This window comes from Microcoleus sp. Pol12B3 (genome assembly GCF_036701355.1).
Lineage (GTDB): Bacteria > Cyanobacteriota > Cyanobacteriia > Cyanobacteriales > Microcoleaceae > Microcoleus.
Window position 1 is genome coordinate 99,621 of record NZ_JAUBQS010000005.1, and the last position, 21,676, is coordinate 121,296.

A 21,676-nucleotide genomic window follows, 5' to 3' on the forward strand; every position below is an offset into this window, starting at 1 on the left:
GAAGGCGGACTTTGTTTGTGTAGTAGCGGTTTCAACCGCCGATAGAGGGAGTAATAAACTTACGGTGTCGGATTCGGATACTTAGCTTGCACCGCATCGATTTCTGCTATGATATGCTTATCCAAATTCACCTCCAAACTACCGATATTTTCCTCCAACTGTTCGAGACTTGTTGCACCGATAATAGTGCTAGTTACAAACCAGCGCGATCGCACATACGCCAAAGCCATCTGCGCCGGACTTATCCCATGTTTCCCCGCAATCTCAACATAGGCTTTCACCGCATCATTCAGATTAGTTTTATCGTAACGCTGACCAAACCCCGCGAATAAAGCCAACCTAGAATTTTCGGGAATTCCATTCAAGTATTTACCCGTTAACAGACCAAATCCCAAAGGACTGTAAGCCATCAATCCCACATTCTTAAAACGGCAAGTTTCTGCTAAATTTAGGTGAAATGTCCGATTGCTCAAACTGAAAGCATTCTGAATCGAAACAACCTTCGGCAATCCGTGTTTTTCCGCCAAAGTGCAAAACTCGCAAACTCCCCAAGGCGTCTCGTTACTCAAACCCAAATAGCGGATTTTCCCAGCTTTAATTAAGTCAGCAAATACCTCTAACTGTTCCAAAATCGGTACAGTTTCGTGCTCTTGGGCGATGTCGTAATCCGGCGCGCCAAATAAGGGCACATAGCGGTCTGGCCAGTGGATCTGATAGAGGTCGATGTAGTCAGTTTGCAAGCGCTTCAGGCTGTCATTCAGCGCTTTTTCTACATTTGGGCGATCGATCTGATTTTTCCCTTCCCGAATCCACTTTAATCGAGTGCTTCTGCCCGCCACTTTAGTCGCTATAATGACTTTATCCCGCTGCTGTTTCGCCAACCAATCGCCGATATATTCCTCTGTTTTTCCCTGAGTTTCCGCCTTTCCAGGGACAGGATACATTTCTGCAGTATCGATAAAGTTGATGCCTCTATCGATCGCAAAATCGAGCTGTTGCGCCGCTTCTGCAACGGTGTTCTGCTGGCCATAAGTCATCGTACCCAAACAGATTTCAGATACTGATAAATTGCTGTCGCCAAGTTTTTTGTATTCCATGAGTTTGATTACTGGAAAAATATCTGATTCTATATTACAGAAAAACCTTGATTTAATTGACAACTCCAGAAAAGGGCGCGATGCTTTCTCCTCTCTTCCTCTGCGCTCTCTGCGACCTCTGCGGTTAAAAACTTTTAAAAGATATCCGCACTTAAATGTTAATATAAATAATTCGTATTCGTCTGATGTATGAGTAGTCGCCCGCCAAAAGTTCCATTTGTCAACCTCTCCCTGCAACACCAACCAATCCAATCTCAAATAACAGAAACAATTGGGAAAATTATCGAGCAAGGAGACTTTATTTTAGGCCAAGCCCTCGCGGAATTTGAAACAGCATTTGCTGCAGCTTCGGGAGTAAAATACGGCGTAGGAGTGGCTTGCGGAACTGATGCGATCGCTCTGGGACTCCAAGCTTGCGGCATTAATCCGGGCGACGAAATTATCATACCCGCTAACACTTTTATTGCCACCGCGATCGCCGTCCTCGAAGCCAAAGCTATACCTATTCTTGTAGATTGTGACCCGGAAACCGCCCTGATTGACCTCACAGCAGCCGAAACAGCAGTTACCTCGAAAACTAAAGCAATTATCCCCGTACACCTCTACGGTCAAATGGTATCGCCAGGGCAGCTTTTAGATTTTGCGAAGCGCCACGATTTAATCATATTTGAAGATGCCGCCCAAGCGCATCTAGCTTCCAGAGAAGGATACCGCGCCGGTGCCATTGGAAAAGCAGCAGCATTCAGCTTTTATCCCAGCAAAAACCTCGGTGCTTTTGGCGACGGCGGGATGTTAATTACTAATGATGCACAACTCGCAGAAAAAATGCGAACTCTCCGCAATTACGGAGCACCCAGCAAATATTTGCACACAGAAATCGGTAGCAACAGCCGCCTCGACAATTTGCAAGCTGCCGTGCTCAATGTTAAATTGCCTTACTTAGAAAAATGGAATCGCGATCGCACCGCCGCCGCCCAACACTACGATACTCTACTAGAACCATTGAAACACAAAGGCATTGTACCGATCGCCAACCACAGCAGCAGCGGTCACATTTATCACCTCTATGTTATCAAAATTACTGAGGAAAGCTCGCTCGACCGCAACACCCTTCAGGAAAAACTCGGCCAACACGGAATTCAAACAGGCATACACTATCCCGTACCTTGCCACCTGCAACCCGCCTACCAAAACTTAGGCAATCGGGGCGACTTCCCCCGCGCAGAAACCCTGTGCGAACAAATTTTATCATTGCCAATGTATCCCGGATTGAGCAATACTCAGATCGAGCAAGTTGTTCGGGCGATCGTACTATCATTGAATTGCTAATTGTTCATAAAATTTATGCTGGAGGTGTTTCAACCAGTAGGGTGCGGTTCTCAAAGCGTTTTGGTGGGGAATTAACAAATCTTTAACTCACAATTTAAAACCCGAAAGCGTTGCGAATCCAGCGCGGCAATCTTAAAACTTCTCAAACCATGCACATCCAGCGCAAAATTCGTATTGTTTTCAAGCGATACCTCCTGGGGGAAGGTATCACGGTGCTCCTAGTGCTGCTGTACGCCCCCCTGTTATTACACTGGTACGACGGCTGGCTCAACAAAAGCATCAGCCTCGAACACGAATATTTCAGCCACGGACTAATTGGTTTGCCCTACGCAGGTTATATTGCTTGGATGAACCGAAAGTGCTGGCGCAGCTTGCCCAACTCACCGCATCCTTTGGGAGGCTTTTTGCTGGTACTAGCCACGCTTTTTTATCTGAGTCGCTTGAGCGATTTAGTAAATTTGTCCCTGCCCGTAATGCTGGCCAGCATTTGCTTATCTTTAAAAGGAATTCCCGGCTTGAAATTGCAGGCGATGCCGCTTTTATTCGTATTTCTGGCCTCGCCGAACCACATTCCTTACCTCATAGAACCCTACGCCTTGCCCTTACAGCAATTCATTGCTGAAGCATCAGGCTGGATATTAATTAAGATTGGTATCAACGTGAGAGTGGAAGAAATTTATCTGTACGTAAACGAGCGCATTGTAGAAGTTGCTCCACACTGTGCAGGCTTAAAAATGCTGTTTACCAGTCTTTACGTCAGCTTAATTCTGCTGGATTGGACGGGACTTTGGAACTCTCGCAAAAAAAGTCTTTTGTTTTTAGTGATTACATCCATTATTAGCATCAGTTCCAACATTTTTCGCAATACTTTGCTAACTTACTTTCACGGAACCGAAAGAGAGGCGCTTTTTACTTGGCTGCACGCCGGTTGGGGAGGGGATTTGTATTCTGCTTGTATACTAGGGTTATTGGTACTTCTCCTCAACGGGATGGAAAAGTATTTCCCAAGTCAGTCTGGCAATTAATGAAACAGATGATTTCAGCACAGAAACTACTGCGGCGGTATCAATTATCTAAAATTATGGTACTGGTGTTTTTGCTGGTATTAGTTGGGGCAGTAGCAATTCCCGGCTACGCGACGGGAAGGTGGCCTTGGACAAACCCGCCAACCCTTGCCAACCTCAAGCAATTAAGAAGTGTGCGCCAAAACGGTATAAAAATTCCTGGGTGGCAGCTTATAGCCGTTCAGAATAACGTCCAAATTGGCACTCACAGATGGTTAGTTGAAGAAATTAGAAAGGATAAAACAATTGCCATTTTATTGCTGTTGCCTCAAAATTACCCCAAAAACCAGCCCCAAGTGGAATGGCTAGATATCGATGGATTTCATCAGTGGCAAACCGATTCTCATCGTACTTTGAGCTTTACAGTAAAATTAGCACCAATACCCGACCAGCCACCGCCTACTGTCGAAGCCCGGTTTTTCCGAAGCTGGACTCCCCAACAAACTTTTGCTGTCGTGCAGTGGTACGCTTGGCCTAACGGGGGTTCTCCAGCAACCAGCCGTTGGTTTTGGGAAGACAGCATTGCTAGACTCTCGAACCGCCGCGCCTCTTGGGTTGCTGTCAGTATTATCCTTCCCATTCAACCGCAGGGGGACATTAAGATAGCTCAACCCTTGCTCGAATCTCTCGGTGAAAGTGTTCAGGCTAAATTAATTACAGAAACTTTTCGGTTTTAGTAAGCAGGTAGGTGCAAATAAATCAGCCTAGGGCGTGGGCCGATTTTGCCAAAATCAACTGCTTCCTAGTAAATATCAGGATTCAACTCGCCCATAAAATATCTTATTGTTTTTTCTCGTCGCTATATTTAGATGAAACTTACAAGTCAGGCCATTATTCAAAATAATACTTTTTTAAATCCTCTGAAAAGGCGGGGAAAATCCACAATTAAAAATCGCCTCGCTTTTTTCTTGGCAGGCCTGTATTCAACTGCTTGGACTATATCTTTTGCTGCTGTATTCTGGGGTTTTAATAGCAAAATTTTTTCGGAAACGGCTTTAGCTCAATCTGTTGTTCCAAGAGACCAGCGGCTCGTGGCGCCGCCGCCATTGCGGGTCCCGCCACCGCCGCCTGCCAATTTCAACCGGGATATTAACCCAGCTTTTCGGAATCGGCCCTACCGCCTAGGCCCGGGAGACCAGATTGCTGTTCAAGTTCAGCGCTTCCCAGAGCTAGGTTTTACAGGTCCAATCAGCCCTGAAGGCGTAATTGTACTGCCGCTAATCGGAACAGTAAATGTGCGCGGTCTTACTGTCGAAGAATCACAGCAGCGCCTGCGGGAGCGCTTTGGTCAATTTATTAAAAATCCTCAAGTCTCGGCTGCTTTGCTGGTTCAGCGCCCCGTAGTGGTGACGGTGACGGGGGAAGTGGCCAGACCGGGTTTTTATCCGCTGCAAACCCCCCAGCTTCCTGCAGCTCTGGCGGCTGCTGCTGGGACTAATCCTACGGCGGAACTGCGGGCGGTGCGGGTGAGGCGGACTCTGCCGGGAGGTGCTGTGGCGGAGCAAGTTGTTGATATTTTGACACCGCTGCAAACTGGTATTGCTCCGCCGGATTTGCGTTTGGAAGATGGAGATGCGATCGTCGTACCGTATAAACAGGTTACGCCCGATCGTAAATCGGATCAAGATTTAGCATCCAGGTACAGCCTGGCTGCCGCTGCTGTCCCCGTCCAAATCACTGTCACCGGAGAAGTCAGCAAACCGGGTTTTTACACGCTTCCGGCGGGTTCTGGTCGAATTTCAGCTGCTTTGGTGATTGCGGGGGGAGTCACGGGAAAAGCCGATTTGCGGGCGGTACGAGTGCGGCGGACGCTGATGGACGGCTCCTCGGTGGAGGAACCAATCGACCTCTACACTCCCCTAGCAAACGCTAACGATTTGTTCGATTTTCCTTTGGCATCAGGAGATGTGATTGTCATCCCGGAATTGGACGCTAGTACCAAAAACCTAGATTACGACCAAGCTCTTGTTTCGCGGTCTACTCTGATTAAACCCAGGATCTACGTTCGAGTTTTGAGTTACGCTAGTGGTGGTTTGACCTCGTTCTACGTAGAAAATGGCAGCAGGTTTTTGGATGCTCTCAACAACTTGCCTGTTAATCTTGCTAACTTGCGGAAAATAGCCCTGATTCGGTTCGACGAAAAGCAAGGTAGAGCAATCAACCGTTCGATAGATGCTAAAGCTGCTTTGGAGGGCAATGTTTCTCAGAACCCGATGCTCGAAGATAATGATGTGATTGTTATTGGTAGGAATTTGGTAGAGCGCATTGGTTATGTAATCAATACTTTTACTCGACCATTCCGGGATACTTTGGGATTTATTCTGTTCTTTGAGCAGTTGAGAAATGGGGTAACAGATTTGTTCGGCCCGTCACGTAATGATAGGTAGTCATACCATTTTCTATTGGCGACGGGCAATGACTTATGGGATATGAGTTTAGATCGCGAACCTACAGTTGCAGGTTTTTGGGGGATTGGTAGAATTAGTCAGCAGTCATTAGTTATCGTTAACAATTAGCAATCTAAAGTCTAAAATCTAAAATATAAAATCTAAAATCGTCATGACTTTATCCGTTGTCAAACGTTATTTAATTGCTTTCGACCAATACAAGTGGGTGGGACTGGCTACTTTCGCGGTGACTGTGGGGGTGTCGGGAGTAGTGGCTCTGCAGCCAAAGGCGGCGCCAGTTTACGTTGCAACAGGTACGCTGGCATACAACAGACCGAACGTGATTTTTTCTTCTACTACTACTAAAATTCAACAGGAAGGACAAGAAATAACTAAAGATATGCTGCTGGATACATGGGTGGTTAAACCTGCTGCAGAAAAACTCATCAAACCCGAAGGAAAATTAAACAAAGAAGAAGCGGAAAAAATACCTGATTTGGCTAAAAAGCTGGTAAAAGAGGTGCAGGTAAAGATGCCGAGTAAGAATAATGACCCCAGCGCTTTGATTCAAGTAGTGTACAAAAATGCCGATCGCCAAAAAGCAGTAGATGTAGTAAAGACGGTGATGAACGAAATGGTGGTTCGCAGCAAAACTATTAATACTTCTAGACTGCGAGTAACGATCGCCCAAATTAACGAGCGTTTGCCGAAAGTAACTCAGGAACTCAGAGAAATAGAAGCAAAACTTGAAGCCTACGAAAAACGAGAAGGAACTTCAATTTTAGCAGCTCAGAGCGGTGCTTTGCCGCTAGCGATTACCAGCAGCCAACAGCAGCAGCGGCAACTCCGCGTGCAGTTGGGAGGAATTGAAGCTCAAATTAACAGTTTGCAGGAGCGTTTGGGATTGAATGTGGAGCAAGCTTACGTCGCTCAAGCACTCTCTGCCGATCCAATTATTGCTCAACTGCGAGTGCAATTGTTTTCGATCGAATCTCAGCTCAAAATTCTCCGCAGCGACTTGCAGGAGGAACACCCAAAAATTGTAGAATTGCTCAAACAAAAACTTGCTTTTGAGCAGCAGTTGCAGCAGCGGCAATCTGAGGTACTCGGCGGTAACGGGGTGGCTGCTCCGCTCAGAAGTGCCGCTCGAATTCGGGTAGACTCTTCTTTAGATCCGGCCAGACAGCAGTTAGCTCAAACTTTGATTGCTTTGCAAACGCAGCGGGATACGCTGCAACAGCAACTCCAAGGAATCGAGAAAACTGAACAAGAATTGCGTCGGGAACACGCCACAATCCCCAACAAGCAGTTAGAACAAGCGCGGTTAGCGCAGCAAGTGGCGTTCAAAAAAGCTCTCTACGACAAGATGCAGTCGGCTTTGGTAGATGCTGAGGCGGCGGTAGCTGAGACAACGGGGAGTTTGACAATCGCCCACCCTCCCAAAACTGATGACGTTGAGTCAAACAAGAGAGGTTTGCCCGTGATGCTGGCGGTGGGAGGATTTGTGGGATTGCTGCTGGGCGGCGGGTTGATATTTTTGTTGGGGATGCTCAACGGCAAGTTTTACAGTTGGGAAGAAGTGCGGGCGGCTTTGGTGGAAAAAGAGGTGCCGATACTGGGAGTTTTGCCTGAAGTGACGGTGTTTGATTCTTACGGCGATGAAATAATGCCACTCGCCTTGGAGGTAAATTCTCCCTATTTGGAATTTTACGAGCGGTTGCGTACTAATTTGCGCCGGATCGGGAACAAACCGGTGAAGGTGGTGTTGCTGACTTCGGCGGCGCCTTTGGAGGGGAAAAGTTTTAGTGCTTACAATTTGGCAATTGCATCGGCTCGATCGGGTAAACGGACTTTGCTAATTGAAGCAGATTTGCGATCGCCTTCTAATGTTGAATCTTTGAAAATTGCTGCCGATCCTTTGGCGACTGTGGAACCTTTGCACTATTACGGCAATATTAGCGAGTGCGTCCTTTTGGTTCCAGAGGTAGAGAATCTATACGTTGTGCCGAGTCCTGGCTTTTTGCGGCAAGCCTCCGCGATACTAGAATCAAGCGAAATGCGGAGATTGTTTGAGGATGTTCGCAACCGCTTTGATTTTGTGGTGGTGGATTCTCCGGCTTTAAGCGAGTGCAACGACGCGCTAACGCTGGAACCGTACACGGACGGTATGATTTTGGTGGCGCGGCCTGGTTACACTTTGTCTAGTATGTTGTCTGAGGCGGCCGATCAGTTGCTGGAATCTGAGGAAGACGAGTCGCATAAATCCGGGCCGCGGCTGTTGGGAGCGATTATTAACGGTGCTGATATTCCGGTGAAGTTTCGCAATGATATTGATGAATTGGAGTTGCCTTTGAGTGCGATCGGCGATCGCGCGATCGAAGTGCGAGCGAGGCAATTACCGCAGCCGTCAAAGCCTAAAAACAAGGCTATTAATAGTAAATTGAGATAATTTATTTGGCTTGATTCTTGTAAAGCAATCCTCAACCAAATGTGAATATTTTGTAGGTGCAATCTAAGCAGCTTAAGCCGAAAGCACCGTTAACAGCCAGTCGATTTGAGATTTGAGATTTGAGATTGAAAAATTTACTCCACAGATGAATCTGGGAGCTGGAACTTCGGTCTAAAATTTTTCGCTTGTCAACAGTGAACAGTCAACAGTGAAAAGTCAAGCTCAACATTCATTACTTGAAAATGAGTCGATCGCACTATTGATTGGATTCCGGGCGTTTCTGGTGTTTGCTCTGGATAAACTGTTCCAAATCGGCGATCGCATCTTCAAAATCCGACAAATTAATTTTCGCAGGTCTAGTCTTCTTCGGCTGACTCGAAGACTTAGCCTGATGCGGTGGAGATTGAGGTTGTGCAGCTTGACTGCTGTTCGATTCTATAGAATCGAACAATTCATCCAGGGACTCAAAAAATGATTGAGCCGAGGCCCGGCGTAAATCTTTCTGGTCATCGTCATCCGTCATAAACCACTCCATAGAGTCCAAAAGTTGCCAACAAAGTCTGTCCGCCCAGGCGCGTGCAGATATTAGACCTGAAAACCGACTAAAACAAGCAGGGGGACAGAATTTAACCGGGCGGTGGGAATGCCTGTGGCCCAAGTTGCTGCCCCAATATCAAACCTGCTGCGGGCATTGTCAGCCTTCAAACTGTATTTAACTGTACACCCACCTACTGAGTGATTTGAGACGTTGTGTAGACCCAGCTCCAAATCATCGACCCTGAAAAAATCTCAGTTAAGGCTCTTTCGTTGTCTAATTAACCCTAGTCTAGTCGAGAATAAGGAGACAGGACTTATGCAACTATTACCGCTGTTCAAGGGTTGCGATGGCAACGCGCCACCTCGAAAGGACGGAGAGACGGTGTTTTTTGCTTGAGTCCTAAGATTTCAAAGGCATTAGGAGATTTTAAGGTGACTCAGGGATTTGATTACGATTTAGCAATTATCGGCGCTGGCGTGGGCGGACACGGCGCGGCCATACACGCGGTTAGCTGCGGGCTGAAAGTGGCAATTATCGAAGCAGGGGACATGGGGGGGACTTGCGTCAACCGCGGCTGCATTCCCTCGAAGGCGCTGTTGGCGGCTTCCGGGCGGGTGCGAGATTTGCGGAATGCCCACCACCTGAAGACTTTGGGAATTCAATTGGGCAGTGTGGATTTCGATCGCGGGGCGATCGCCAATCACGCTAATACTATTGTTAGCAAACTTCGCGGCGACTTGACCAACAGCCTCAAACGTTTGAACGTCGATGTCATCCAAGGTTGGGGCAAAATTGCCAGTGCTCAAAAAATTACCGTCGAAACCGATACAGGCGAGAAAACTATTACCGCCAAGGATATTATTCTCGCTCCCGGTTCGGTTCCCTTCGTCCCCCCCGGGATAGAAATTGACGGCAAAACTGTATTTACCAGCGATGATGCTGTCAGGTTGGAATCGCTGCCGAAGTGGATCGCAATTATTGGCAGCGGTTATATCGGTTTGGAGTTTTCGGATATTTACACAGCCCTGGGCTGCGAAATTACGATGATTGAAGCTCTAGATCAATTGATGCCGACTTTTGACCCGGATATTGCTAAGTTGGCAGAACGAGTGTTAATTGCACCCCGCGATATTGAAACAAAAGTAGGTGTTTTGGCGAAGAAGATTACTCCCGGTTCGCCGGTAATTATTGAATTAGCTGATTTCAAAACTAAGGAAGTTGTCGAAGTTTTGGAAGTTGATGCTTGTTTGGTAGCAACTGGTCGGGTGCCGGTAAGCAAGAATTTGGGGTTAGAAACTGTTGGGGTGGAAACGATGCGCGGTTATATCCCGGTTAACGATAAGATGCAGGTTTTGGCGGCGGGAGAACCGGTGCAAAATTTGTGGGCGATCGGCGATGTTAACGGCAAAATGATGTTAGCGCATTCTGCGTCTGCTCAGGGAATTGCCGCAGTAGAAAATATTTGCGGCCGTGCCCGCGAAGTTGACTATTTGAGTATCCCGGCAGCGGCGTTTACTCACCCAGAAATTAGCTATGTGGGGATGACTGAACCTGCGGCCAAAGAGTTAGGAAAAGCTGAAGGGTTTGAGGTAGCTTCTGTCAAGACTTATTTTAAGGGAAATTCTAAAGCTATTGCTGAAGGGGAAACCGACGGTACGGCTAAGGTGATTTTCCGGAAAGATACTGGAGAATTGTTGGGAGTTCACATTTTCGGTTTGCACGCTTCGGATTTAATTCAGGAGGCGGCAAATGCGATCGCCCAGCGCGATTCTGTGAACAATTTAGCATTCCGAGTTCACACTCACCCGACGCTTTCGGAAGTGTTGGATGAGGCTTTCAAACGGGCGGCTGGAGCGGGCAGTCATTAATCTGTAGGGGCGGTGCTCTTGTTTTACACTCCTGGACGCACTCCACGCAAAGAAACCGGGTTTTTTACCTAATCTGTGGGTAGAACGAAATATTTTCGTAAAAAAACCCGGTTTCTCGCCCCCGCGTAAGTGCTATTTTTAGATACCCGACTTTTTCAAGAAGTCGGGTATCTGGGTATTCTATTTTAGGGCGGCGGTAGAGTGCCGATCGCATTTTGGGCTAATTCTAGAAATTCTTCAGCTTGGGCGATCGATTCTGCGGCTTGAGCGCTGGTAACGGCATCAAGTTCGCCGTAATCTCCAGCATTTCGCAATTCTTGAGCTCTGATGAGGTATTGGTGAAACTTAACAGGAACTCTTCCTGTACGAGCAAATTCTCGGCCAAAGGCGCTAATGACTGCGGAATGTTTAGAAAAAGATAACCCTTCTCCTTCTAAAAATGCTTCGGCTATATAAAACATGGTGTAGTAGGCGCGAGATGCTGCATAATCCGGGTATTAGCCATCTAACATTAACTTAGCCGCTGAAAGGCTTTGACGAGCTTTTGCGAGTAAGTTTAATTGAGCCGATGTCATATTAAAATTCCCTCTTTACGGATATTTCTGAGCAAAGGGCTTTGATAATTAGTGAATTTTTCTTCATTCATAAACTGGCAGCTAATCACTTCATCATTTTGGAGCGACAAATCTGCTACTATCTGAAGAGTTCTATCAATTTCTTCGCCCGCTTGGACTGGCGCTTTCAGAACTACTAAAACATCTATATCTGAGTCGGGATGTGCATCGCCTCGCGCTTGGGAACCGTAGAGTACCATTTGGGTGAGGCGATCGCCGTACAGTTGCTCGAAGTGCGATCTTAATTGCATCAGTATGTTCTTAAGTTTATCGTTAATGCTCATATCTGTTATAAATGATTGGAGGGCGATCGGGATTCTTTCGTTATACCAAATATCCCACTCCGATTTTCTCCTACTCACTATAGTTTGTCTTATGAATGGTTGTCAAAGCGGTAAAAATTCCCTATGGTGTTGGAGAAAAAGAATTAGTGATACTCAAAAAAAGAGCGATCGCACTTCAATAATAGAAGGGCGATCGCCACGAGCAGTTTACGTTTTTTCTTATTTCACTCCTGGGAATTGGCAATCAAGCTGCCAATAGAAAATGAAGGGTTTCAGACTACGACCTAAAAAATGTCCGGACTATTGATTTAAGAACGGTACTTAGTTGTAGCTTAGCTAGCTTAATAATCGGCTTACTTACAAGTTACTTTCGTCAGGTACATTGTACATCTTTCACAAAATTCCCATTGCTCACTTTTTGGATTCCACTGCATAGTGCCGACGGTACTATCACGTGCGTAATCAAAAGTTAGGGCTTGGGTATATTGATTTGCCTTGCAAAAAGCATTGGCGCCTTGCTGACGTGCTGTCTTATTTGTCCCACTAGCACCTTTTACTGTTACATCAACTGGAATATTATCTCCTTCCGTTGGATTGCGAAAAACCTCTACATCATCATTCTGAGCAATATAACCAGACTTACCAGTATTTCCAGTGTTTAGATTGCTTTGGGCTTTTGTTGGGAGGTTAAAAGCAAGGATCGAAATAGTTAAACCTAGAACGAAGAAAACACCGGAAATTCGTTTCATACCTTTCATAACTGTTGAGTGGAAATCTTTATGTAAACATCATCTGCAAAAACTTCTTTTTTGCCAGTCGGAAAAAGTCGGGACTTCAACAACCGACTCAAATCGAAAAAAGTCGGAAAAAGTAGGATATAATCAGTTAAACTCTAATAACAACGCAACCTATGGACGTTCAAGAAGTCTTAAAAATTGCAGACGACCTAGTTTTTGTTAATACGGGAAAACACTTAGACAATCTGCAAGAGATGATACTGCGGGGTACTTTACAATGTCAGAAATACTCAAGAATAGCAGATGAATCTCACTGTAGTGAAGGCCACGTCAAAGATAGTGCATCTGAATTATGGAAGCTACTATCAGAATTATTAGGTGAAGAAGTCAATAAATCAAATTTTAGAGTCACATTCGAGCGATTAAAATTCTCAAGTTTCGGGAACTTCTATAAAGATTTTGTACACATTGGTAACGTCAGCGTCTGTGAAAATAGTTTGCAGTCCCCAAAAGTCCCCAATTCACCAACCGATGAAGAACCTCTAAACAAAGGCAACACTGAACCAAAATTGCGTCAATTCTTAGCTGAAATGCCTAAGTTGGGAATTTTCTACGATCGCACATCCGAACTCGCCACCCTCAAACAGTGCATTCTCCACGAAAACACCCGCCTACTCGCCATACATGGCATAGTCGGCATTGGCAAAACCGCACTCGCGGCACACCTAGTAGAACAAATCAAACATGAATTTGATTTGGTCATCTGGCGAAGTCTCGCCACATCTCCACCCCTGCCAATACTTCAAACAAGTATAATTCAATTCTTCAGTAGGGGCGGTGCCCCCGTGCCCGCCCCAAATGCCGATAGTGTAGTTGTCCCAGAGAATGGGGCAACCACGGGGGGTTGGCCCCTACTGAACTACTTACAAAAATACCGCTGCCTGCTGATACTTGATGACGTACAAATGATAAATAGCAGCGGACAACTCGCTGGCAATTACAAACCTGGATATGAAGATTACGGCACACTATTCAGACAGGTAGCAGAATTATCTCACAATAGTTGTTTAGTGTTGCTCAGTTCGGAAAAGCCTAGAGAAGTCGCCGCATTAGAAGGCACAAACCAGCCAGTGCGATCGTTACAACTCAATGGTTTAGGTGCTGAAGGGGGGGAAATCCTTAGAGAAAAAGGTTTAGCTGAACATGAAAAATGGTCAGAACTAATTGAACAATACAGAGGCAATCCCTTGTGGTTAAAAATAGTTGCTACCATGATTCAAGATTTGTTTAACGGCAGCCTATCGGAATTTTTGTCGGATGATACAATATTTTTAGGTGATTTAGAATCTTTACTGCATCAGCCATTTAATAGCTTATCCGAGTCAGAAAAACAGGTAATGTCATGGCTAGCTAGTGAAACCGCGCCTGTTTCCCTCTCAAAAGTGCCAGAGAATCTGCATTTATCTAGATCGCAATTTTTGAAAATTATGCAATCCTTGGGACGGCGTTCATTAGTTGAAAAAATCCCGGAGGGCGATCGCACATTTTTTACCCTTGCACCGGTACTAAAAGAGTATGTCAAAACTAACTATTCCCGCCTAAAAATAGAAAAAGAAGCCCGATAGACCTTTTAGTAAAATTGGGGTTTTAGCCGTTCGCACTTAAATTTGATAGAATTAGGTATCTGCAAAACATCTGAACGATCGCTAAATGCACGTTATCAGTCGCAAAAAATTAAGAGACTACTGCCAAAATCATGCTGATTCCTGCGAAGCCCTCGATGATTGGTACAAGATTGCTAGTCAAGCCAACTGGACTAAACTTATTGATGTTCAAACTATTTATCCTCAAGCTGAAGCAGTTGGAAATTTTACAATTTTCAATATCAAAGGAAATAAATATCGATTAATCGTAAGTCTTAACTATCAAAAGCAGATTGTTTATATCAAGTACATTTTGACTCATGCAGAATATGACAAAGACAACTGGAAAAACGACCCTTACTTTTGACTCCGACAGGTACAGCAGCCTGCTGTCTCAATATCAACCTCGAATCATCAAAAATGAAGATGAAAACGAGACTTTTTTAGAAATAGTTGAAAACTTGCTATCTCGGAACAATCTAACTCCCGAAGAAGATACTCTGTTAGAACTTTTAGTCAAACTAATTGAGGATTATGAAGAAACTCACTATCAACTGAATGCCTCTACTCCCCACTCAAGACTTCTTCATTTGATGGATGCTAGAAGTTTAGAACTAGCAGATTTAGTAGAAATTATTGGCACAGTTGAGACGGTAACTGAAATCGTTAACGGTCAGCTAGAAATTAGCAAAAAACAAGCTGAGGCTTTGGGAAAATTTTTTAATGTAAATCCGGGTTTGTTTCTGTTTGATTAATCGTAAACCATTATATAATACGTTGAAACTTGTTACGATCGCCCTTTATCCCCCTATCATGCTTCAAATCCGCCGCCGTCCCCCCAGCACATCCGTCTCCGTACTCTACCTCAGCTACCAAATCGCCGTACCCGACGCCGAACCCCAGCACATCCTCGAAGAAATCGTCTGGGAAAAAGAAGCTGAAGTGGCCCAAAAGCGCGATCGCACCCCGTTATCCGATCTTCACAAAAAACTCCCGTTTTCACCGCCAACCCGCGACTTTCTTGCCGCCCTTAAAAACGGCAAAACCACACCTGCTATCATCGCCGAAGTTAAAAAAGCTTCCCCCAGTAAAGGCGTAATTCGCGAAGATTTCGACCCAGTGGCGATCGCCCTAGCTTACCAACAAAACGGCGCTAGCTGCATCTCCGTACTCACCGATGAAAAGTTCTTTCAAGGCAGTTTCGACAACCTCGCTAAAATCCGTGCCGCCGTCGATTTACCCTTACTTTGCAAAGAGTTTATTATCTATCCCTACCAAATCTATCTCGCCCGGATTCACGGCGCCGATGCTGTATTGTTAATCGCAGCCATTCTATCTGACAAAGACTTACAATACTTTGTAAAAATTGTCAAGACGTTGGGCATGACAGCTTTAATAGAAGTTCACACTCTCGAAGAACTCGATCGAGTATTAACCCTAGAAGGCGTTAACCTGATCGGCATCAACAACCGCAACCTAGAAGACTTTTCCGTCAGCCTAGAAACTACCGGTCAACTATTAGCCGATCGACAAACCGAAATCCAAGAAAAAGGCATCCTCATCGTCAGCGAGTCAGGAATCCACACTCCCGACGACCTAGCTAAAGTTGCCACCACCGGAGCAGAAGCCGTTCTCATTGGCGAATCTCTGGTCAAGCAGCCCGATCCGGGTGCCGCTTTAGCCTCGCTGGCCGCTCGCCCTCCCAGCCTGTGAAAGGCGAGACCGCTTGACAAACCACCCTTAATTCTGATAAAAAATGATTAAGTAGGTAAATAATGAGAATTTCTAGCCTGCATCGACTCAAGCGCTACTGTAAAAAAGAAATAGCACTGAAAGCTATATTGCATAGAAATATTTTGCCAGAAAGCAATTAAATCTATTCTGTAAGCCTGTCGATCGCAAGATTTAGCGTGTCCAACGCACCCAGCCCCGAATATTTGATCGGCAAAGCAGGGGTTATTGTACGGTTAGAACACAAATAAAAAATCGGGCATCTAATGTTCACCTGTGATGCCTCATGCAATTGCAATGGGGTGTCGGTTCGCTGAGGTATGTTAGCTTTCATGGAGCCAATCCCCCTTCCTTCGTACATTCATTATGAATTGCTACTTCAATTGTTAGAGCGCAAAACGATGTTTGCTGTCAGTCCACAATCGCCGCAGCAGCAACAAGTTCACCAACTTATTATTACACTGCGTAAAGCCCTTGCCATTCAAAAGCAATTAGAACAAAGCTGCGAGCGATCGAACTTAGCGGTAGAACATCGCTGGGCTCTAAATGAAATTAACCACAAGGGAGTTAAAAGTTAAAAAACTTAGAGTATCGACGCGACGTGACGTATCGTATTTGATTTATTCTATATAACTCCCACAGAAAAACTTAGGACAATATCATGGACAACAAATTAATGCTGATGATTCCCGGCCCGACGCCGGTGCCTGAAGCGGCATTGTTAGCGATGGCAAAACACCCGATGGGCCACCGCAGCAAGGAATTTGACGGGATTTTTGCAGAATGTACCGAAAACTTGAAATGGCTGCACCAAACAAAAAGTGACGTGCTGAGTTTAACGGTTTCTGGTACCGGCGCGATGGAAGCTGGGATAATTAATTTCCTAAGTGCGGGCGATCGAGTTTTAGTCGGATGCAACGGCAAATTTGGTGAACGTTGGGCCGAAGTCGCCGAAGCTTACGGTTTAAACGCCGAAATTATTAAAGCCGAGTGGGGCCAACCTTTAGACCCCGAAAACTTCCGCGAAAAACTCGAAGCAGATACAGAGAAGCAAATCAAAGCTGTCATCATCACCCACTCGGAAACCTCCACGGGCGTCCTCAACGACCTCGAAACCATCAACCGCCACGTTAAGGCCCACGGTGAAGCTTTAATTATGGTCGATGCTGTCACCAGTTTAGGCGCTGTCAATATTCCGATGGACGCTTGGGGCATCGATGTCATTGCTTCGGGTTCTCAGAAAGCTTACATGATTCCTCCAGGTTTGGGTTTTGTGGCTGTCAGTCCCAAAGCTTGGGAAGCTTACAAAACTGCGAAACTGCCCCGCTATTATTTGGATTTGGGCAAATATAGCAAAGACGCTGCCAAAAATACCACTCCTTTTACTCCACCGGTCAATATGTTTTTTGCCCTGCAAGCATCGCTGCAGATGATGAAAACAGAAGGGTTGGAAAATGTTTTCGCGCGGCACAAACGGTTGATGACAACTACTCGCGCTGCTGTAAAAGCTTTAGGTTTACCGTTGTTTGCCGCTGATGATGCGGCCAGCCCTGCGATTACTTCGGTTATGCCGCCAGAATCCGTAGATGCTCAAAAAGTACGGACTTTGATGAGAAAGAGATTTGACATTGCTCTCGCCGACGGACAAGACCATTTGAAAGGTAAAATCTTCCGAATCGGTCATTTGGGCTTTGTGTGCGATCGCGATATTCTAGCAGCAATTTCCTCTTTAGAAGTCGTGTTGCGAGAATTGGGTCATGAAGGCTACACTCCTGGTGCCGGGGTTGCCGCTGCTGCCAAATTCTTGGCTGAATCCTAATCTCAGTTGTTAAAGGATTTTAGATTTTTGATGCTCTCTAAAATCTAAAATCCTTTTAATATGCTTCGGATAACCAATCAAAGATTTTATCCAACTGTTCGAGAGTGACTAAACCGTATTGCCACAGAACCATCGGCAAGGAATTCGGGTCTTGATCGCGCTGCCGCTGTTTGTTATCGCCGACACGTTCGGCGACAGCAATTGACGCGGGGGAAATTGCCAAATCTTCTTGTAAAAATCGAATTAATCGAGTGTATTTAGCGGGTGCCATGTGATTTCACCTCTAAGTATAGGACACCATTTTCTGATGTGAACCTGATGTTTTGGATGAGTAATAAGCCAGTTTTAAATTTGTCTTGTTACCGTCGATAGCTTTTAAAACGCTATTAGCGGTTGAACTGCCAAACGTAATGCTGAGTGCAAGCGCACAAGCTAACCTTTCCCAAAAAGTGAAAGGTTTTGCAATTTTGCTGATGTCTGCCCGATCGACTGGTAATCGCGATCGAACCTAAACTGAATACCTCGGCATCTTTGCAGCGCGAATCAGAATAAATTCTGCTACCTAAAACTACTAAACCAAGTTCAGAGTTTAACTTCATCTGCCGAAATGCAGAATCCGCAAATCTACTTCGGGAAAATTAGTTAGATATTTCGATCAAACCTGAAACTGCTACCAGAAGTTAAGTTTGCCAATTACCGCCAATTAACTTGGCTCGTAGCATATTACTTTAGATAGGTTTAGTCGATTTAGCTCGATCGCCAGAACTTCCAGAGAATTTCTTTTCGTGTTGCTACACCTTGAGGCTGAGTATCGTCTCTCAGGATTGGTAACGAGTCGCTGACTCGTCTCATACCTGCGACCAACCATCTACAGCTTCCGGAAACAAGCTCAAGTCCTGACTGACTGAGATCGACATCGTAGCAAATCTTTCGGTGTTTGTACTGAATCTTACATTAATATTCTAATAGATTTTATCAATTTTTGTAAAGTTTCTAAATTTTCGCCGGTATTCCGAAGGCAGGGGGATCTCTGGGCGAGGGAAACCGGGGGATTGTTTATTGATCGAGGTTTTCGTTAAAAAACTCGATTTCAATACGATCGCCCACTTTGACACCGAGTTCAGCAGCCCGCCCGCCCCGGAGTTCAATAACTCGATCGACAGCAGTATCGGGCCCGTAGGTAGGACAAGGATCGGCAGTACAAGGAGGTGCAGAAACTTCGATCGCCTCAACCACCCCATCCCGCAGAAAAATCATATCCAGAGAAATCTTGCAATTTTTCATCCAAAAATTGACCCGCCGCGCCGGTTTAAACTCAAACAGCATTCCTCTGTCATCCGGCAAAGAAGTTCTGTACATTAAACCCATAGCCTGCTGTTCCGCTGTTTTCGCCACTTCGAGTTCGATTGGGCGATCGGCTATCCGAGCTCTAGCAGAAACAGGCAGCAGTTGACCCGATGTTTTCGCCGTCGGAGACCGATCCGCCAAAATACCAGTAGCACCAGCATTCGCGATGGGTAAAGTCGGCGAACATCCCAGCAAAAATATACTTACTCCAATACCGAGCAAATTAGTTAAATAACTCATAATGATTTTAGATTTTAGATTTTAGATTTTAGATTGCTAATTGACTATTGGACATTGGATATTGGACATTGGAACTAGCCAACAGTCAACAGTCAACAGTCAACAGTCAACAGTCAACTGACCGCTTCAAGCTTCCCGCATCACATAGCCAACACCGCGCACCGTCTGAATCAAGCGCTTTTCGCCCTCATCTTCAATTTTGAGCCGCAGATAGCGGATGTAAACCTCAATTACATTCGACTCACCCAAAAAGTCGTAACCCCAAACATTTTCCAGAATTTGTTCCCGAGTCAAAACCTCGCGGGGATGTTCCATCAAATACTTTAGCAGTTCAAATTCCTTCATCGTCAGGTCGATCGCCCGTCCGTTGCGTAAGGCCCGCCTAGAGGCCAAATCCAAAACTAAATCGCCAAACCTCAATTGTTCGTTGCTGCTGTTATCCGGCTGCAAATACAAGCGCACCAACTGCAAAAACTCCTCAGTGCGGTAAGGTTTCAGAAAATAATCATCCGCGCCAGCTTCCAGACAAGCGACGCGATCGTCCACTGTATCACGACCGACCAATAGCAGCACCGGCACCCGATTGCCAATACTTCTGAGGTAAGAACACAGTGACAGCCCCGACTCAGCGCCAAGTATCCGGTCAATTACAATCAAAGCAGGCTGCAATTCACGGGCTAAATTTTGGCCGGTGGCGGTGTTAGAAGCTACTACCGGTTCATAGCCGGAGGATTTTAAGTCGAGACTCAAGTGTCCGGCGAGAACTTCGTCTGTTTCAACTAGCAGGACACAGGGATTGCGATCGAGAGTAATTGCAGCCATTGAATTGACCGATGAAGACCATAACTGTTCTAGCACGTCTTAAGGAAGAGAGGGAGAGTGGGAGAGTGGGAGAGAGGGAGAGGGGGAGAATGGGAGAGTGGGAGAATTACCAATTACCAATTACCAATTAAACTATTTGGCATTTAAATTGAAAATCGATCGCCCCGGGCTATCCTGCCAGCGCCACAAGAGTTTAAGTAAAAAGTAGCTTACAAATTAAATGCGCTACAGCTTACCAATTACCAAATTGAATAATTTATGAGCATCATCGTATTCGGCAGTATCAACATCGACCTAGCAGCAAAAACTCCCCGGTTGCCGCAGCCAGGGGAAACTATCATCGGTAGCAATTTTTTCACGGCCGGCGGTGGCAAAGGAGCAAATCAAGCCGTCGCCGCCGCCCGTCTTGGCACTGCCACCCACATCATCGGTCGCGTCGGCAACGATAAATTTGCTGAAGAATTATTGACAAATTTACAATCTTATGGGGTAAATACAGACAATGTATTAATCGACCAAAATACTCATTCAGGAGTGGCAATTATCGCCGTAGACGAGACAGGCCAAAATAATATTATTGTGATTCCGGGCGCGAATAACAATGTCGGTGAAGCAGATATAGAACGTCTCAAAAAACTGTTAACAGCAGCTACATCTGTGCTGTTACAGTTAGAAATTCCCCTGGAAGTTGTCCAAAAAGCTGCGAAAGCTGCTCGTCAAGCGGGGGTGCGGGTTATTCTCGATCCAGCACCGGCTAGGCCGGATTTGCCGATCGAACTTTATCCCCTAATTGACATTATCACGCCGAATGAAGTGGAAGCGGGCCAGTTAGTCGGTTTTCGGGTGAATGACACCGAAACCGCGATTGTAGCTGCCAAACACTTGCAGGAGCGCGGTGTCAAGAATGTTATTGTCAAATTGGGCGATCGCGGGGCTGTTGCTGTTACGGCGGATGAAACGTTTTTTGTACCGGCTTTTGCTGTGGAGGCGATCGACACTGTGGCTGCTGGCGATGCTTTTAACGGCGGGTTGGCCTCGGCCTTAGATGCCGGTGTGTCCTTGTCAGAAGCGGTGCGGTGGGGCGCAGCAGCAGGCGCTTTGTGCACAACTAAAGTGGGTGCTCAAGGTGCTATGCCCGATCGGGCAACTTTTGATGAATTTTTGCAGAATTTAACTTGAATTTGTCAGGTGCGCGTTAGTTGAATTTGTAGGGTGCGGAATGCGCGCCCTACTTTGACTTGTAAACCGCGTATTAGTGGAATTGGTAATTTGTCAGGTGCGGAAGGCGCACCCTACTTTAACGATTTTTATTTAATCGTCGTCTTTGAATTCTTTGGCTAGGCGATCGAGTCTGTCGTTCGTTTCTTTTGTAAACTTGAGTAACCTACCGCTGACAATATTTAATGTTAATCCGCCAGCGGTGGCAACTGAGCCTTCTGTGACTTTTCCAGAAAACAACAGTACGATGACTAAAATACTCATAAAGGCGTTTACTATTTTTAACCCAATAGTCACGTTAAAACTAAATTTAGCTTGACGCAAACGTTCTTGAATGACATCTCGCTCCATTTCTGGGTAATCATCAGAACGGAATGGTGGGTTGGAAGTGGACTTATTAAGAAGCATTTCATTTCTTTAAACTGTACACTGTCTATCTTCCACCTACTGAAACAGCTTTGGGACGATTCTGAAGACGATAGGCAGGAA

General features: G+C 45.7%; 22 protein-coding genes and 1 pseudogene. 13 read left to right on the top strand and 10 right to left on the bottom strand.

The annotated features are described in order from the left end of the window. Positions 1 to 59 precede the first annotated feature (59 nt). Positions 60 to 1,097, bottom strand: a complete 1,038-nt coding sequence (locus QUA53_RS04010; protein ID WP_333095299.1) for an NADP(H)-dependent aldo-keto reductase — start codon at positions 1,095 to 1,097, stop codon at positions 60 to 62. Positions 1,098 to 1,286: 189 nt separating this feature from the next. Here QUA53_RS04010 and QUA53_RS04015 point away from each other — a divergent pair, with 189 nt between their 5' ends. The 5 genes from QUA53_RS04015 (at position 1,287) to QUA53_RS04035 (ending at position 8,326) form a co-directional block, all read left to right on the top strand. Then, positions 1,287 to 2,426: a DegT/DnrJ/EryC1/StrS family aminotransferase gene (locus QUA53_RS04015; protein WP_333095298.1), complete on the top strand. Its 1,140-nt coding sequence runs from the start codon at positions 1,287 to 1,289 to the stop codon at positions 2,424 to 2,426. Between the two features lie 149 nt (positions 2,427 to 2,575). Next, the gene (crtB, locus tag QUA53_RS04020; RefSeq protein ID WP_333095422.1) at positions 2,576 to 3,451 is read left to right on the top strand and encodes a cyanoexosortase B; all 876 of its coding nucleotides are present in this window, start codon (positions 2,576 to 2,578) and stop codon (positions 3,449 to 3,451) included. Then, positions 3,451 to 4,167: a cyanoexosortase B system-associated protein gene (locus QUA53_RS04025; protein WP_333095297.1), complete on the top strand. Its 717-nt coding sequence runs from the start codon at positions 3,451 to 3,453 to the stop codon at positions 4,165 to 4,167. Before crtB ends, QUA53_RS04025 begins: the two co-directional genes overlap by 1 nt. Before the next feature lie 132 nt (positions 4,168 to 4,299). Next, on the top strand, positions 4,300 to 5,877 hold the full coding sequence (locus QUA53_RS04030) for a polysaccharide biosynthesis/export family protein (protein WP_333095295.1): 1,578 nt from the start codon (positions 4,300 to 4,302) through the stop codon (positions 5,875 to 5,877). A gap of 172 nt (positions 5,878 to 6,049) precedes the next feature. After that, positions 6,050 to 8,326 carry a lipopolysaccharide biosynthesis gene (locus tag QUA53_RS04035; RefSeq protein ID WP_333095294.1) on the top strand — a complete coding sequence of 759 codons (2,277 nt, stop codon included), beginning with the start codon at positions 6,050 to 6,052 and terminating at the stop codon, positions 8,324 to 8,326. 256 nt (positions 8,327 to 8,582) lie between these two features. On the opposite strand, the gene QUA53_RS04040 is transcribed toward QUA53_RS04035, so the two are convergent. Continuing rightward, on the bottom strand, positions 8,583 to 8,849 hold the full coding sequence (locus QUA53_RS04040; protein ID WP_333078867.1) for a hypothetical protein: 267 nt from the start codon (positions 8,847 to 8,849) through the stop codon (positions 8,583 to 8,585). 446 nt (positions 8,850 to 9,295) lie between these two features. Between QUA53_RS04040 and lpdA the strand changes: the two genes are divergently transcribed. Continuing rightward, positions 9,296 to 10,732 (top strand): dihydrolipoyl dehydrogenase, encoded by a 1,437-nt coding sequence (gene lpdA / locus QUA53_RS04045; protein WP_333095293.1) that lies wholly within the window; start codon positions 9,296 to 9,298, stop codon positions 10,730 to 10,732. 185 nt (positions 10,733 to 10,917) lie between these two features. Here lpdA and QUA53_RS04050 read toward each other — a convergent pair. From QUA53_RS04050 to QUA53_RS04060, 3 genes and pseudogenes are all read right to left on the bottom strand, one after another. Then, positions 10,918 to 11,211, bottom strand: a pseudogene (locus QUA53_RS04050) (HEPN domain-containing protein); the annotation flags it as partial. A 92-nt stretch (positions 11,212 to 11,303) separates the two neighbouring features. Beyond that, positions 11,304 to 11,597, bottom strand: coding sequence for a nucleotidyltransferase domain-containing protein (locus tag QUA53_RS04055; RefSeq protein ID WP_333095291.1), 294 nt, complete (start codon positions 11,595 to 11,597; stop codon positions 11,304 to 11,306). A gap of 386 nt (positions 11,598 to 11,983) precedes the next feature. Next, positions 11,984 to 12,379 carry a hypothetical protein gene (locus QUA53_RS04060; RefSeq protein ID WP_333219683.1) on the bottom strand — a complete coding sequence of 132 codons (396 nt, stop codon included), beginning with the start codon at positions 12,377 to 12,379 and terminating at the stop codon, positions 11,984 to 11,986. Between the two features lie 161 nt (positions 12,380 to 12,540). On the opposite strand from QUA53_RS04060, the gene QUA53_RS04065 reads away from it, so the two are divergent. The 6 genes from QUA53_RS04065 (at position 12,541) to QUA53_RS04090 (ending at position 17,560) form a co-directional block, all read left to right on the top strand. Next, the gene (locus QUA53_RS04065) at positions 12,541 to 13,992 is read left to right on the top strand and encodes an NB-ARC domain-containing protein (protein WP_333095289.1); all 1,452 of its coding nucleotides are present in this window, start codon (positions 12,541 to 12,543) and stop codon (positions 13,990 to 13,992) included. 85 nt (positions 13,993 to 14,077) lie between these two features. Next, positions 14,078 to 14,377 (top strand): type II toxin-antitoxin system HigB family toxin, encoded by a 300-nt coding sequence (locus QUA53_RS04070; protein WP_333095288.1) that lies wholly within the window; start codon positions 14,078 to 14,080, stop codon positions 14,375 to 14,377. Next, complete coding sequence (locus QUA53_RS04075) at positions 14,340 to 14,765, top strand: transcriptional regulator (RefSeq protein ID WP_333095287.1); 426 nt, start codon at positions 14,340 to 14,342, stop codon at positions 14,763 to 14,765. Before QUA53_RS04070 ends, QUA53_RS04075 begins: the two co-directional genes overlap by 38 nt. A 58-nt stretch (positions 14,766 to 14,823) precedes the next feature. Continuing rightward, entirely contained in the window at positions 14,824 to 15,723 is a 900-nt protein-coding gene (trpC, locus tag QUA53_RS04080; RefSeq protein ID WP_333095420.1) for an indole-3-glycerol phosphate synthase TrpC, read from the top strand. A 350-nt stretch (positions 15,724 to 16,073) separates the two neighbouring features. After that, a complete protein-coding gene (locus QUA53_RS04085) occupies positions 16,074 to 16,319 on the top strand; it encodes a DUF5340 domain-containing protein (RefSeq protein ID WP_333055069.1) in 246 nt (81 codons plus the stop codon). Positions 16,320 to 16,402: 83 nt separating this feature from the next. Beyond that, the gene (locus QUA53_RS04090; RefSeq protein ID WP_333095285.1) at positions 16,403 to 17,560 is read left to right on the top strand and encodes an alanine--glyoxylate aminotransferase family protein; all 1,158 of its coding nucleotides are present in this window, start codon (positions 16,403 to 16,405) and stop codon (positions 17,558 to 17,560) included. A 55-nt stretch (positions 17,561 to 17,615) separates the two neighbouring features. Here the strand turns inward: QUA53_RS04090 and QUA53_RS04095 are convergent, their stop codons facing one another. The 4 genes from QUA53_RS04095 to nblR all read right to left on the bottom strand — a co-directional run bounded on the left by QUA53_RS04095 (position 17,616) and on the right by nblR (position 19,969). Further along, the gene (locus tag QUA53_RS04095; RefSeq protein ID WP_333095284.1) at positions 17,616 to 17,831 is read right to left on the bottom strand and encodes a DUF2949 domain-containing protein; all 216 of its coding nucleotides are present in this window, start codon (positions 17,829 to 17,831) and stop codon (positions 17,616 to 17,618) included. A 115-nt stretch (positions 17,832 to 17,946) separates the two neighbouring features. After that, a complete protein-coding gene (locus tag QUA53_RS04100; RefSeq protein ID WP_333095283.1) occupies positions 17,947 to 18,159 on the bottom strand; it encodes a hypothetical protein in 213 nt (70 codons plus the stop codon). Between the two features lie 457 nt (positions 18,160 to 18,616). Further along, positions 18,617 to 19,147, bottom strand: a complete 531-nt coding sequence (locus tag QUA53_RS04105) for a DUF192 domain-containing protein (protein ID WP_333095280.1) — start codon at positions 19,145 to 19,147, stop codon at positions 18,617 to 18,619. Between the two features lie 126 nt (positions 19,148 to 19,273). Further along, a complete protein-coding gene (nblR, locus tag QUA53_RS04110; protein WP_333037968.1) occupies positions 19,274 to 19,969 on the bottom strand; it encodes a response regulator transcription factor NblR in 696 nt (231 codons plus the stop codon). A gap of 258 nt (positions 19,970 to 20,227) precedes the next feature. On the opposite strand from nblR, the gene rbsK reads away from it, so the two are divergent. Beyond that, complete coding sequence (rbsK, locus tag QUA53_RS04115; protein WP_333095279.1) at positions 20,228 to 21,148, top strand: ribokinase; 921 nt, start codon at positions 20,228 to 20,230, stop codon at positions 21,146 to 21,148. A gap of 132 nt (positions 21,149 to 21,280) precedes the next feature. On the opposite strand, the gene QUA53_RS04120 is transcribed toward rbsK, so the two are convergent. Then, entirely contained in the window at positions 21,281 to 21,595 is a 315-nt protein-coding gene (locus tag QUA53_RS04120) for a TRADD-N-associated membrane domain-containing protein (protein WP_333082373.1), read from the bottom strand. Positions 21,596 to 21,676: the final 81 nt, after the last annotated feature.